Source organism: Actinotalea solisilvae (assembly GCF_016464425.1).
Lineage (GTDB): Bacteria > Actinomycetota > Actinomycetes > Actinomycetales > Cellulomonadaceae > Actinotalea > Actinotalea solisilvae.
In genome coordinates this window covers 193,156-206,055 of the sequence record NZ_JADDKQ010000010.1, presented here as the reverse complement: position 1 = coordinate 206,055, position 12,900 = coordinate 193,156, and the positions used below count along the sequence as shown (strand labels likewise).

The following is a 12,900-nucleotide window of genomic DNA, read 5'->3' as shown; positions in this document are numbered from 1 at the left end:
TCAGAAGACCCAGCTGCACACGGGCGCGACGTGCCAGCCGAACGCCGTGGCCGTCGACGCGAGCGCGCCGGGCCGGTGCTCCGCCACGAGGCCGGCGCCGGCGAGCGCGCCGAGGCCCGTGCCGCCGAGGTACGCCGCCCCGAGCTCCCGCACGTCGAGCGTGAGGTCGGCGGCATCCTGCGTGGGCTCGACGGACGCGGCGTCGGGCCCGCCGCGCAGGCGCCAGCGCCCGGCGTTGGCCGGCAGCACCGTGTCGGAAACCTCGAGGACGACGTCGACCGGGGCGGCGTAGCGCCGCGCCGCGAGGGCCGCGCGCACGTCGAGCAGCCGCACCCAGAGGTTGTCGACGATGCGCGGCTCGGCCGCGCGCAGGTCGACGAGGAGGTGCGTGATGGCGTCGTCGGGCGCGAGCAGCCACGCCTCGGCCGTGGCCATGAGGTCGAGGTCGACGAGCACGCCCCACAGGGCGCGGGCGACGGCGGCGTCCGGCGCGACGACCTCGCGCACGCTCACGGTGCCGCGCGGCCCGGGCACCTCCCACGCCTCCTTGCGGCGGAACATCGCGTAGCCCACGGGCGTGCCGTCGCGCTCGGCGACCGCGATCCGCAGGGACTCGGCGCCGCCGCGGAAGGGCTCGGGGTCCGAGAGGCGGGTGCGGCGCAGCTCCTCGGAGTCGCGCGTGGCCCAGCCGGGGCGGTCCACCGCGGAGTGCAGGCGGTGCACGACGTCGCCGTGGCGCGCGGGGTCGAGGCGCTCGACGCGGATGCGGACGTCCTGCCAGCCGGGCACGTCGCGGAGCTTGGCCCCGCGCGGGATCTTCAGGCGCAGGTCCTGGGCGGCGAGGCCGTAGCCGAACCGGCCGTAGATGCCGGGCTCGGCGGCGAAGAGGGCGGAGACGGCCTCGCCGCGCGCGAGGCTGCGCGTGAAGTGGTCGTCGATCATGGTGCGGAGCAGGCCGCGGCGGCGGTGACCGGGGTGGACGCCGACCCACGTGAGGCCCGAGACGGGCGTGCGCGCGCCGGGCACCGGGAAGGTGGAGAAGGGGTAGGAGGCGTGCATCGCGACGAGCTCGCCGTCCTCGGCCTCGACGCCGCGCGTCCGGTCCCACGTGAGCGGGGACTCGAGGCCGAGCAGCTGCTCGTCGGTCATCGAGGTGGCGAACGCCCATCCGTCGAGGACGAGGACGTCGGCGCGGCGGTTCTCGGGCAGGTCGACGAGGCGGTAGCCGTCGGGCAGCGAGGTCATGCCTCGCATCGTGCCGTCTCCGGGCCGTGGAGGTCACGGCGTTTGACCCCGCGGGTCGGTAGCCTCGGCCCGTGACCCTCGCCGTCCCGCTCCCTCGCCGCACCCGGCAGGCGCGGGCGGGCGGGCCGCGCCGGCTGCGGCGCTTCCGGGCGCCGCGCGGCTCGGCGCTCGCGGGACGCCAGGTCGTGCTCGTGTCCGCGCTGCTCGCGGCGTCAGTGGTCGCGACGGTCGGCATGGTGCTGCTGCCGCTGTGGGTGCCGCCCGCGGTGATGCTCGTGGTCGTGCTCCTGGGCGTGTTCGCCCTGCGGCTGCCCGCGATGATCGTCCTGTGCGTCGCCGTCGTCGCGGAGCTGGCCGCGCTCGTGGCGCTCGACCGCGTGGAGCCGACGCCCGGCGAGGTCGTGGTGCTCGCGCTCGCCGTCGTGTCCGGGCTGGTGTTCGTGCGCGGGCGCGCGCGGCTCGGGCTCCAGGGCGCCGCGAGCGACCTCATGCTCGTCGACCTGCGCGACCGGCTCGTCGCGCACGGCCGCATCCCGCCGCTGCCCGAGCGCTGGCGCGTCGACAGCCTGGTCCGTTCCGCCTACGCCGAGGCGTTCTCGGGCGACTTCGTCGTCGCGTCGCGCAGCCAGGGCGGGCTCCAGCTCGAGATCGTGCTGGTCGACGTCTCGGGCAAGGGGCAGGAGGCGGGCGTGCGCTCGCTGCTGCTCTCGGGCGCGTTCGGCGGCCTGCTGGGAGCGATGCCGCGCGAGACGTTCCTGCCCGCGGCCAACGACTACCTGCTCGCGCAGAACTGGTCCGAGGGCTTCGCGACGGCGATCCACCTGGCCGTCCGACTCGACACGGGCCGGTTCTGGGTCTCGACGGCCGGCCACCCGCCCGCGGTGCACCTGCACGCCGGGTCGGGCCGGATTGAGGCCGTCGAGGCGCCGGGTGGACCCGCGCTCGGCGTCGTCATGGCGCCCGTCTTCGGCGTCCACGAGGGCCAGATGGAGCCCGGCGACACGGTGATGCTCTACACCGACGGGCTCATCGAGTCCCCGGGGTCCGACGTCGAGCTGGGCATCGACCGGCTCATGGGCCAGGCCGAGCGCATCATCGCGACGCGCACGGGCGGTGCCGACGCCGTCCTCGCGGGCGTCCGCGCGGGGGAGGGCGACGACCGCGCGCTCATCCTCGTGCACCGGGACTGACCGACCTCGCATGGACGACGACTACCTCGAGGCCGTGCTCGACCTCGTCGACCAGGTCCCGCCCGGCCGCGTCGTGACCTACGGCTCGGTCGCCGAGGTGCTCGCCGACCGCCTCGGGCGGGGCGGCCCGCGCCAGGTGGGCCTGGTGATGTCCCGGGCCGGATCAGACGTGCCGTGGTGGCGCGTCGTCAACGCGTCCGGGAGGCCGCCGACTCACCTCCACCACGAGGCGATCGACCGCCTGCGCGCCGAGGGCTGCCCGGTCCTCGGTCACGGCCCGGACGCCCACGTCGCGGTCCGGCGAGCGATCTGGTGGCCGGAGGACTAGACCGCCACCGCTCGCTACGCCTACGACGCCCTGGGTCGCCTGACCTCGGCCACCGACCGGCTGGCGATGAGCGAGGTCTGCACCACGCGCAGCTATGGGTTCGCGGGGTCCGCGCGGTCCAACCGCACGCAGTTCGCGGCGGCGACCGCACCGGCGGCGGGCGGGGCCGCGTGCCCCGTTGCGCCCCTGGGCGCGGCCACCGCGACCTACGACAGTGCGGACCGGTTGGTCGCGACCACCTCCGACGGGTCCGGGCAGTGGGTCTACGACCCCTTCGGGCGGACGACCGCGATGCCCGCGGCCGCGGGTGCGGTCACCAACGCGTTCTTCGTCAACGACCTCGTCCAGCAGCAGACCCAGCCGGGCGCTTCGCGCATCACCTGGGCACTGGATCCGCTGCACCGGCGGACGACCAACGTCATCGAGGAGTGGGTCAACGGCGCCTGGGCCAACTCCGCGACCAAGGTGTCGCACTACGCGAACGACTCCGACGAGCCGTCCTGGATCGCCGAGGACGTCACCCTGCCCTCCGACGTCACCCGCTACGTCTCCGGGGTCGAAGGCGACGTCGCCGTCACCACGTCGACCACCGGCGACCGCGAGCTCCAGCTCGTCGACCTCCACGGCGACGTCGTCGGCACCCTCCCCATCGCCGACGGCGCAGCGCAGGCCACCTCGGAAGCGCTGCGCTTGACCCGCAACGACGAGTTCGGCAACCCCCTCCCCCTGACCGGAGCTGGCGCGACCACCGGCCCACCTACCCGCTACGGCTGGCTCGGAGCTGCACAACGCTCCGCCGAAGCCCTCGGCGGCGTCATCCTCATGGGCGTCCGCCTCTACTCACCGACCACCGGGCGCTTCCTGTCCGTCGACCCCGTCCCCGGCGGCTCCGCCAACGCCTACGACTACTGCAACGCCGACCCGGTCAACTGCACCGATCTCGCCGGCACGTTCTCCTTTGAGGGCCTGCTCTCTGCAGTGGCTGTCGTAGGAGAGGTCGCCTCATTCATTCCCGGCCCCATCGGCGCCGCCGCAGCAGGGATATCTGCCGTCGCCTACGCGGCGCAAAGCAACACTGCGAAGGCCGTCGAGATGGGCGTGACGGCTGCGGCGCAACTCGTTGGCGCAGGAGCCGTCGTCCGTGTCGCTGCTCGGGCCGTCAACGTCGCGCGCAAGACGGGTCAGGCGGCCAGGGCCCTGCCCCGAGCTGTGAGAACCACCGCCCAGCGAGTAGGAAGCACAGTTCGGCGTCAGTCCAGCTCCTGCCCCGTGCCCAATAGCTTCGCGCCGGGTACCCAGGTCGTTCTAGGTGACGGCACTTTGGCGGCAATCGAGGACGTCGTTGCGGGAGACTTGGTCCTAAGCACCGATTCAATCACCGGCGAGCAATCCGTCGAGGTGGTGCTAGCGCCGATTGTCGGCTCGGGGAACAAGCACTTGGTGACGATAGTGACCAGTGCCGGGTCATGGACTGCAACGGCGGAGCATCCATTCTGGATCGCCGGTCATGGATGGTCGATCGCGTCAGATGTTCGTCGTGGTGATGCACTCATGCGTCCCGACGGCACGCCCCAGCGAGTGAACCACGTCATTGATCACGGAGTGGTCACGGGTCAGGTCGTGTACAACCTGCACATTGCCGAGACGCACACGTACTATGTGGCGGACTCCCGACTCGGCGGTACGGTGCTGGTCCACAACGCCTGTGGCAATCACTCCTTTGGCAGCCCAGGGGCTTTCGCTGCCGCGCACAACCTGACCAAGCAGCGAGTCCTGAACGCGATCGAGCTGTTGAAGCGACAGGCAAACGTGCGCGTTGGCGGGAGGCGCGTGGACGTGGAGGTCTGTACCCGTTGCGGCACCACGCGCCCGAAGGGGGGGCGCGGCGATGATGATATGGGAAGTGTCTGGGAGTTCATGGATCGTAGGCGACGAAAGTAGGAATCATGGTCCTGCTATACTCGGCTGGCCTGATGTGCTGGGGCGGCGAGCGTTCAGCGGAAGCTATGGCCGAACTCGCAGGCGGCGAAGTGGTCGCATACGAAGTGGGCCGCGAGGGTACCCTCGTCCATTCCGATGACAACCTCCAATACGCAGTTCGTCTACCCGGATCGGTGGCTTTCGCTTTGGAGCGCTGCGCACAGTCTCCGCTCCTGCGGTCGTTGCCTCTCGAGGTTTTTGCTCGACTGGTCGTCAGCGACTACGAGGCGCCGCTGATCCTCGATTCTGCCGCGATGCTCTTGCTTACTGAGGCGGGTGCGAGCCTTCAGGTGACCGGCCACGACGATCGCGAGCCAGGCGACGCGCCGGAACCTGCCGATGTCCGAACCGAGGAGGCGGATGAGAGACAGGGTGACGTGAGCCTGAAGATTTCATTCGTCGCAAGCGGTGCTATTGGCGACAAGGCTGAATCGTATTTCTCGGGCACCGCCGCGCCGGGCGGATCGCGCGCAGCACTCTATTCGGCATCGGCGCGGTGGAACTGCCGCGATTCTGCAGACATCCCCCCGCGTCTCGAAGGCGCGCTTGCAGAAATTCCTCGTGGCGCGGCGCGTGGCGTCGAAACAGTTGTGCGCATGACTGCGGGTGTGTCCGGGGCAGAGGTCAGATTTCGCCGAGAGGTCGTCGCATCACTTGCCGGTCTCGAGGCGACGCTCGCCACTTTCGTGACCTAGCGAGTCGAGCGGCCCCATCCTTGGCTCAGCCCAGCGCGTCCTTGGCTCAGCCCAGCGCGCGCCTCGAGCTGATGACGCCCGTGTCGAAGCCGGCGAGGTGCAGGCCCCCGTGGAACCGGGCGTGCTCGATCTTCACGCAGCGGTCCATGACGACCTCGAGCCCGGCCTCCTCGCCGCGGCGCGCGACGTCCTCGTGCCACGAGCCCAGCTGCAGCCAGAGCGTGCGCGCGCCGACGGCCAGCGTCTCGTCGAGCACGGTCGGCAGGTCGTCGTGCCGGCGGAACACGTCGACCAGGTCGGGGACCACGGGCAGCGCCTCGAGCGACGGGTAGACGGGCCGGCCCAGGATCTCGGTCGCGCGCGGGTTGACGAAGTACACGTCGTACGGCGAGGACGAGAGCAGGTAGGTCGCGACGAAGTAGCTCGCGCGCGACGCGTTCGCCGAGGCGCCGACGATCGCGATGGACTTGGTCCGGCGCAGGATCGCGAGCCGCTCGGTCGCGCTCGGGCCCACCCAGGTGCGGCCGGTCGGCACCTGAGTCGGCACGGCGCACGCGTCGCCCGCGCCGACCGTCGTCACGGGTGCGATGAAGCTCATGCCAGGACCTCCGCTGCGGTGGGGACGACGGCGTCGGCGGGGCCGACGGCGGCCGTGAGCGCCTGGTCGAGGTCCCAGAGGATGTCCTCGACGTCCTCGAGCCCGACGCTGATGCGCACCAGGTCCTCGGGCACGCCCGCCGCGGCGAGCTGCTCGGCCGAGAGCTGCTGGTGCGTCGTCGACCCCGGGTGGATGACGAGCGTGCGGGAGTCGCCGATGTTCGCGAGGTGGCTCGCGAGCTGGAGCGCCTCGATGAACCGGCGGCCGGCGTCGCGCCCCGGCACGTCGGGCGTGCCGCGCACGCCGAACGCGAAGACCGAGCCCGGGCCCGCCGGCAGGTACTGCGCCGCGCGCTCGTGGTGCGGGTGGCTCGGCAGACCGGCCCAGTTGACGTAGCCGACGCGCGGGTCCGCCTCGAGCCACGCGGCGACGGCCCGAGCGTTGGCGAGGTGCGCGTCGAGCCGCTGGGGGAGCGTCTCGACGCCCTGGAGCAGGTTGAACGCGGACTGCGGCGAGAGCGCGGGGCCGATGTCGCGCAGCTGCTCCGAGCGCAGCTTGGTGAGGAACCCGTACTCGCCGAAGTTCTCCCACCACGAGACGCCGCCGTAGGACGCGACGGGCTCGGTCATCTGGGGGAAGCGCCCGTTGCCCCAGTCGAACCGGCCGCTCTCGACGACGACGCCGCCCAGCGTGGTGCCGTGGCCGCCGAGGAACTTGGTGACCGAGTGGATGACGATGTCCGCGCCGTGCTCGATCGGCCGGCACAGGTACGGCGTCGCGAGCGTCGCGTCGATGACGAGCGGCACACCGGCCGCGTGGGCGACCTCGGCCAGTCCCGCGATGTCGGTGACCTCGCCCGAGGGGTTCGCGACGACCTCGGCGTAGACGACCTTGGTCTCGGGGCGGATCGCCGCGGCGTAGTCGGCCGGGTCGGTGCCGGGCACGAACGTGGTCTCGACGCCGAAGCGGCGCAGCGTGACGTCGAGCTGGGTCACGGTGCCGCCGTAGAGCGAGGCCGCCGCGACGACGTGGTCGCCCGCACCGACGAGCGCCGCGAAGGTGATGAACTCGGCCGACATGCCCGACGCGGTCGCCACCGCGCCGATGCCGCCCTCGAGCGACGCGATGCGCTCCTCGAGCGCAGCGACCGTCGGGTTGCCGATGCGCGAGTAGATGTTGCCGTACTTCTGCAGCGCGAAGAGGTTCGCCGCGTCCGCGGTGTCGTTGAACACGAACGAGGTCGTCTGGTAGATCGGCACGGCGCGCGCGCCCGTGGTCGCGTCGGGGACGCCGCCCGCGTGCAGCGCGCGGGTGCGGAAGCCCCAGCGGCGGTCGCCCGTCCCGGTGGTCTCGGTCACGACACGGTCTCCTTCGGGTGGGCGGCGGCACGGCTGGCGAGCACGGCCTGGATCCTGGTGAGGGCACCTGCGTCCTGCAACGACGTGACGTCGCCCAGGCTTCCCCCGGTGACGAGATCGGCGAGCAGGCGCCGCATGATCTTGCCCGACCGCGTCTTGGGCAGGTCGGGCACGACGACGACGTCGCGCGGCTTGGCGATGGGCCCGATCTCGCGCGCGACGTGCGCGCGCAGGGTCTGCGTGAGCTCGAGTGCGTGCGCGACCCACGCCGCGGCGTCGTCGGGCGCGGCCGGGGCGCGCGCGGGGATGACGAACGCGGCGATCGCCTGGCCCGTGGTGGCGTCCTCGACCCCCGCGACGCCGGCCTCGCCGACGAGCGGGTGGGACACGAGCGCGCTCTCGATCTCGATGGTCGACAGGCGGTGGCCCGAGACGTTGATGACGTCGTCGACGCGGCCGAGCAGCCAGATGTCGCCGTCGGCGTCGTAGCGCGCGCCGTCGCCGGCGAAGTAGTAGCCCTGCGCGGCGAACCGGGCCCAGTAGGCGTCGCGGAACCGCTCGGCGTCGCCCCAGACCGTCCGGGCCATGCCCGGCCACGTGCGGTCCACGACGAGGAAGCCGCCCTGGCCGGGCGCGACCTCGACGCCGTGATCGTCGACGACCTTCGCGGAGATGCCCGGCAGCGGCCGCGTCGCCGAGCCCGGCTTGAGCGTCGTGACGCCTGGCAGGGGAGCGACCATCGCGGCGCCGGTCTCGGACTGCCACCACGTGTCGACGATCGGCGCGCGGCCGCCGCCGACCTGCTCGTGGAACCAGACCCACGCCTCGGGGTTGATGGACTCGCCGACCGTCCCGAGCAGCCGCAGGCTCGACAGGTCCCACGTGGCCGGCAGGCCGTCGGGGAACCACGTCATGAACGTCCGGATGAGGGTGGGCGCCGTGTAGTACGTCGTGACGCCGTAGCGCTCGATGATCTCCCAGTGCCTGCCCGGGTGCGGCGTGCTCGGCGTGCCCTCGTAGATGACCTGGGTGACGCCGTTGGCGAGCGGGCCGTAGATCTCGTAGGTGTGCGCGGTGACCCAGGCGAGGTCCGCGGTGCACCAGTGCACGTCGTCGTCGCGCACGTCGAAGACCGCCCAGTGCGTCCAGGCCGCCTGCGTGAGGTAGCCGCCCGCGGTGTGCACGAGGCCCTTGGGCTTGCCCGTGGTGCCGGACGTGTACATGACGAACAGCGGCGTCTCGGCGTCGAACGCCTCGGCCTCGTGCACGTCGGGCGCGGTGTCGACGACGTCGTGCCACCACACGTCCCGCCCTGGCGTCCACGGGACGTCGGGCGTGAGGTCGCCCGTGCGGCGCACGACGAGCACGTGCTCGACGTGGTCGAGCCCGGCGACGGCGGCGTCGGCGGACGCCTTGGTGGGGACGGCGACGCCGCGGCGGAACTGGCCGTCGGACGTGACGACGAGCGTGGCGCCCGTGTCCTGGACGCGGAACCGGACGGCCTCGGCCGAGAAGCCGCCGAAGACGAGCGAGTGGATCGCGCCGATGCGTGCGATGGCGAGCGTGATGACGACCGTCTCGACGAGGACGGGCAGGTAGACGACGACGCGATCGCCCTTGCCGACGCCGAGCGCCGTGAGCGCGTGGGCGGCCCGCGAGACCTCGCGCTGCAGGTCGGCGTAGGTGACCGTGCGGCGGTCGCCGGGCTCGCCCTCGAAGTGCAGGGCGACCTTGTCGCCGCGGCCGGCCGCGACGTGCCGGTCGACGCAGTTGACGGCGACGTTGAGGCGGCCGCCCGCGAACCAGGTCGCCTCGGGGACCGTGAGCTCGTCCGGGTCGTCGTCACGGGGGACCGCGGGCGACCACGTGTGCGCGGTGTGCCACGGCTCGGCCCACTCGAGGCGCTCGGCGGCGCGCTCCCAGAACGCGACGTGGTCGGCGTCGGCCTCGGCGCGCAGGCGCGCGGCCTCGGCGGGGCCGACGTTCGCGCTCGCGGCGAGGTGGGCGGGGGCCGGGAACGTGCGGTGCTCGGTGAGCAGGTTCGTGATGGCGGGACCGCCGGGGGCGGCCTCGACGGCGGACGGGGGGGACGTGTCGGGTGTGGTCACCACCGGCGCAGGAGCCTCTTCTCGACGACGCCGATGAGGGCGTCGGTCAGCTTGCCCAGCACCGCGAGGGTGACGAGCGACAGCAGGATGCGGTCGACGCGGCCGTTGTTGGCCGAGTCGGTGAGCAGGAAGCCGAGGCCCATCGACGACGCGATGAGCTCGGCCGCGACGAGGAAGAGCCACGACTGGGCGAGCGCGAGGCGCAGGCCCGAGACGACGGCGGGCGTCGCCGCGGGCAGCTGGACGCGCAGCAGCAGCGACGTGCCGCGCAGGCCGTAGGCGCGGCCGGCCTCGACGAGCTGCGGGTCGACGTGGCGCAGGGCCGAGGCGACCGTCGTGTAGACGGGGAAGAACGCGCCGATGGCGACGAGGAGCACCTTGGAGTCCTCGTTGATGCCGATCCACAGGACGAGCAGGGGGACCCAGCCGAGCGACGGGACGGCGCGGACGGCGCCGATGGTGCCCGCGAGGAGCGTGTCGGCGAGCCGAGAGAGGCCCACGAGCGCGCCCACGGCGAGGCCGACGAGCGAGCCGATCGTGAAGCCGATGAGGACGCGCTGGACCGAGATCTGGATGTGCTCGAAGAAGTTGGGGCCGTTCTCGAAGGTCGCGAGCTCGACGGCCGCCGTGACGACCGAGCCGGGGGAGGGCAGCTCGTACGGCGCGAACGTGCCCGTGACCGCCGTCGCGACGTGCCACGCGACGAGCAGCAGCGCCGGCACGACGAGGGAGAGCGCGAGCCGACCCGCGCGGCGGCCCGAGAAGCGGGAAGAACGCGGCGCGACGACGTCGTCGGCGGGTGCCGGCACCTGCTCGTCCGCCACCGGCACGACGTCGTCCGACGGCTCCTCCGCGCGGGAGTCGAACGGGTTGAGCGCGCGCAGCGGATTCCCGTGCCGGTCGACGACCGGTCCGGTGCCGGTGCTCCCGAGAATGCTCATGTCGGCTCCTTCGGACTGCGCGCTGCTGGGACGTACTGACGTGCCGCAGGTGCCGGGCCCCGCCGCTGCGGGGCCCGGCACCGGGGTCACTCGGTGATCGACGACGGGTCCGCGGCCTCGGCGAACTGCGGGTCGAAGAGCTCGTCGAGCGCGGTGTCGATGAGGTCCTGCGACGTCACGTCGCCCGACTCCACGAAGATCGGCCCGACGACCTCGAGCACCTCGCGCTGGGCGTCACCCGGCACGACGTCGACCTCGAGGTTCGTGCGCTCGAGGATGACCTTCTCGGCGACCGCGGGGTCGATCGCCGCGACCTCGGCGAGGATCGCCGCCGTCTCCTCGGGGTTCTCGACCGCCCATGCGCGGGCCTTCTCGTACGCGTCGAGGACGACCTGCGCGAGGTCCGGGTTGCTCTCGATGAACTCCTGCGTCGCGTTGAGGAAGCCGTAGGTGTTGAAGTCGATGTTGCGGTAGATGAGCTGCGAGCCCGCGGTCGCCTCGCTCGCGGCCATGAGCGGGTCGAGGCCGGACCACGCGTCGACCGCGCCGGACTCGAGCGCGGCCTTGCCGTCGGCGTGCTGGAGGTTCTGCACCTCGACGTCGCCGAGCGCGACGCCGTGCTCCTCCAGCGACTGCAGGAGGAAGAAGTACGGGTCCGTGCCCTTGGTCGCGGCGACCGAGCGGCCCGCGAGCTGCTCGACCGACGTGATGTCCGAGCCCGCGGGGACGACGATCGCGGCCCACTCGGGCTGGGTGTAGATGCCGATCGTGTGGATGGGCGAGCCGTTGGCCTTCGCGAGCAGCGCGGCGGACCCGGCCGTGGAGCCGACGTCGACCGCGCCGGCGCGCAGCGCCTCGTTGGCCTTGTTCGAGCCGGCCGACTGGACCCAGTTCACCGTGACGTCGTCGCCGAGGGTGGCCTCGAGCCAGCCCTGGTCCTTGATGATGAGGCTCAGCGGGTTGTAGGTCGCGAAGTCGATGTTGAGGACGTCGTCGCTCCAGCCCTCCTCGCCCGCGGCCGTGGCGGCGGGCTCGGGGGCCTCCTCGACGGTCGCGGAGCCCTCGCCGGCCGCGCACCCGCCGAGCATCAGGGCGGCGGCGAGCGACGTCGCGGTGACGGACCAAGCGGTGCGGATTCTCATCAGTTCTCCTGGGCGAGCGGGCGGCGGGGTGCCGTCCGGGCTGGTGGGGCGGGGTGGGGCGGGGGTCGTGCGGTGGAGCGTCCGGCGGGGACTGCACCCCGACGGCGTCGTGCAGGGTCAGATCGAGTGGTGGGTGTCCGGGTCGTGCGCGACGTGGTGGGTCGCGACCCCGAGGCCTTCGAGCAGGGACGCGCGCAGCAGCGCGAGGCGCGCGTCGGCGCGGTCCCGCGGGCGCTCGCCCGGGACCGTGACGACGCTGCGCACGCCCGCCGGGGCCGACGTCGGCGCACCCTCGGGGCGGCCCAGCAGGACCACACGGTCGGCGAGGTAGAGGGCCTCGTCGACGTCGTGCGTGACGAGCAGCACCGTCGTGGGCTCGGCGGCGTGCACCTCGAGCAGGAGGTCCTGCATCTTGAGGCGGGTGAGGGCGTCGAGCGCACCGAACGGCTCGTCGAGCACGAGGACGCCCGGGTTGCGGGCGAGGGCCCGGGCGAGCGAGGTGCGCTGCGCCATGCCGCCCGAGATCTGGCGCGGGCGGTAGCCCGTGCACTCGCCGAGACCGACGAGCTCGAGCAGCTCGGTGACGCGCTGGTCGCCGGTCGACCGGTCCGTGCCGCGCGGCAGGCCGATGCGGACGTTCTGCGCGAGGGTGCGCCACGGCAGGAGGCGGGGCTCCTGGAAGGCGACGGCGCACCGGTCGTCCACGCCGTCCACGGGCCGGCCGTCGATGAGGATCCGGCCCGCCGTCGGGGCGTCGAGGCCGCTCACCTGGCGCAGCAGCGTGGACTTGCCGCAGCCGGACGCCCCGATGAGGGCCACGATCTCGCCCGCGGCGATCTCGAGGTCGACGTCGGCCAGCACGGCCTTGGCGCGGCCGCCGCGGTCGCGCGGCGCGAAGGTGCGCCCGACGCCGCGCACGGAGACGGGGTGGGCGGGGTGGGAGCGCACGGTCGTGGGGGCGGTGATCGCCATGGGGGGTCCTCGGGGGTCCACGGGCGGCAGCCGGACGAGCGTGGGCTCGCTCCGGCGCGCGCTCGTCAGAGCGGGCGGACGGGCTGGGGCGAGCGCTGGCGACCGAGGTACGTCGTCGGACCGTGCGAGGCGGCTCCGAGGGGGAGGCGGCTCGTCAGGCGCCAGCGCTTGGCATGCAGGGACAGCAGCCACAGCCGGAGGGCATCGGGAGCGCCATCATCACGTCGCGGACGTGGTCCGTCGGACGCCGCAGGTGCTGCGGGTGCATGGCGCTGCCTCCCTCCCGGATCGGGTCCCCACCTCGCGCGTATCGCCAGATGAGACGCGGCCTTCCGTCAGGCAA

General features: G+C 72.9%; 11 protein-coding genes. 4 read left to right on the top strand and 7 right to left on the bottom strand.

Going from position 1 to position 12,900, the window contains the following annotated elements:
- Window positions 1-1,245: a GNAT family N-acetyltransferase gene (locus JIG38_RS20230; protein ID WP_233404805.1), complete on the bottom strand. Its 1,245-nt coding sequence runs from the start codon at window positions 1,243-1,245 to the stop codon at window positions 1-3.
- Window positions 1,246-1,316: 71 nt separating this feature from the next.
- Here JIG38_RS20230 and JIG38_RS21040 point away from each other — a divergent pair, with 71 nt between their 5' ends.
- The 4 genes from JIG38_RS21040 to JIG38_RS11290 all read left to right on the top strand — a co-directional run bounded on the left by JIG38_RS21040 (window position 1,317) and on the right by JIG38_RS11290 (window position 5,438).
- Window positions 1,317-2,435, top strand: coding sequence for a PP2C family protein-serine/threonine phosphatase (locus JIG38_RS21040; RefSeq protein WP_199423905.1), 1,119 nt, complete (start codon window positions 1,317-1,319; stop codon window positions 2,433-2,435).
- Window positions 2,436-2,445: 10 nt separating this feature from the next.
- A complete protein-coding gene (locus JIG38_RS11300; RefSeq protein WP_199423904.1) occupies window positions 2,446-2,763 on the top strand; it encodes an MGMT family protein in 318 nt (105 codons plus the stop codon).
- 66 nt (window positions 2,764-2,829) lie between these two features.
- Window positions 2,830-4,704, top strand: coding sequence for a polymorphic toxin-type HINT domain-containing protein (locus JIG38_RS11295; protein WP_199423903.1), 1,875 nt, complete (start codon window positions 2,830-2,832; stop codon window positions 4,702-4,704).
- Window positions 4,705-4,709: 5 nt separating this feature from the next.
- Complete coding sequence (locus tag JIG38_RS11290; protein ID WP_199423902.1) at window positions 4,710-5,438, top strand: hypothetical protein; 729 nt, start codon at window positions 4,710-4,712, stop codon at window positions 5,436-5,438.
- A gap of 46 nt (window positions 5,439-5,484) precedes the next feature.
- On the opposite strand, the gene JIG38_RS11285 is transcribed toward JIG38_RS11290, so the two are convergent.
- The 6 genes from JIG38_RS11285 to JIG38_RS11260 all read right to left on the bottom strand — a co-directional run bounded on the left by JIG38_RS11285 (window position 5,485) and on the right by JIG38_RS11260 (window position 12,557).
- The gene (locus JIG38_RS11285) at window positions 5,485-6,036 is read right to left on the bottom strand and encodes a CoA-binding protein (RefSeq protein WP_233404804.1); all 552 of its coding nucleotides are present in this window, start codon (window positions 6,034-6,036) and stop codon (window positions 5,485-5,487) included.
- Window positions 6,033-7,394: an O-acetylhomoserine aminocarboxypropyltransferase/cysteine synthase family protein gene (locus tag JIG38_RS11280; RefSeq protein WP_199423901.1), complete on the bottom strand. Its 1,362-nt coding sequence runs from the start codon at window positions 7,392-7,394 to the stop codon at window positions 6,033-6,035. The genes JIG38_RS11285 and JIG38_RS11280 overlap by 4 nt, the downstream gene beginning before the upstream one ends.
- Window positions 7,391-9,442, bottom strand: coding sequence for an acetate--CoA ligase (acs, locus tag JIG38_RS11275; RefSeq protein WP_307844836.1), 2,052 nt, complete (start codon window positions 9,440-9,442; stop codon window positions 7,391-7,393). Before acs ends, JIG38_RS11280 begins: the two co-directional genes overlap by 4 nt.
- A gap of 56 nt (window positions 9,443-9,498) precedes the next feature.
- Complete coding sequence (locus tag JIG38_RS11270) at window positions 9,499-10,443, bottom strand: ABC transporter permease (RefSeq protein WP_199423900.1); 945 nt, start codon at window positions 10,441-10,443, stop codon at window positions 9,499-9,501.
- Window positions 10,444-10,529: 86 nt separating this feature from the next.
- Window positions 10,530-11,585, bottom strand: a complete 1,056-nt coding sequence (locus JIG38_RS11265) for an aliphatic sulfonate ABC transporter substrate-binding protein (RefSeq protein WP_199423899.1) — start codon at window positions 11,583-11,585, stop codon at window positions 10,530-10,532.
- Window positions 11,586-11,702: 117 nt separating this feature from the next.
- Window positions 11,703-12,557 (bottom strand): ABC transporter ATP-binding protein, encoded by an 855-nt coding sequence (locus JIG38_RS11260; protein WP_199423898.1) that lies wholly within the window; start codon window positions 12,555-12,557, stop codon window positions 11,703-11,705.
- Window positions 12,558-12,900 lie beyond the last annotated feature (343 nt).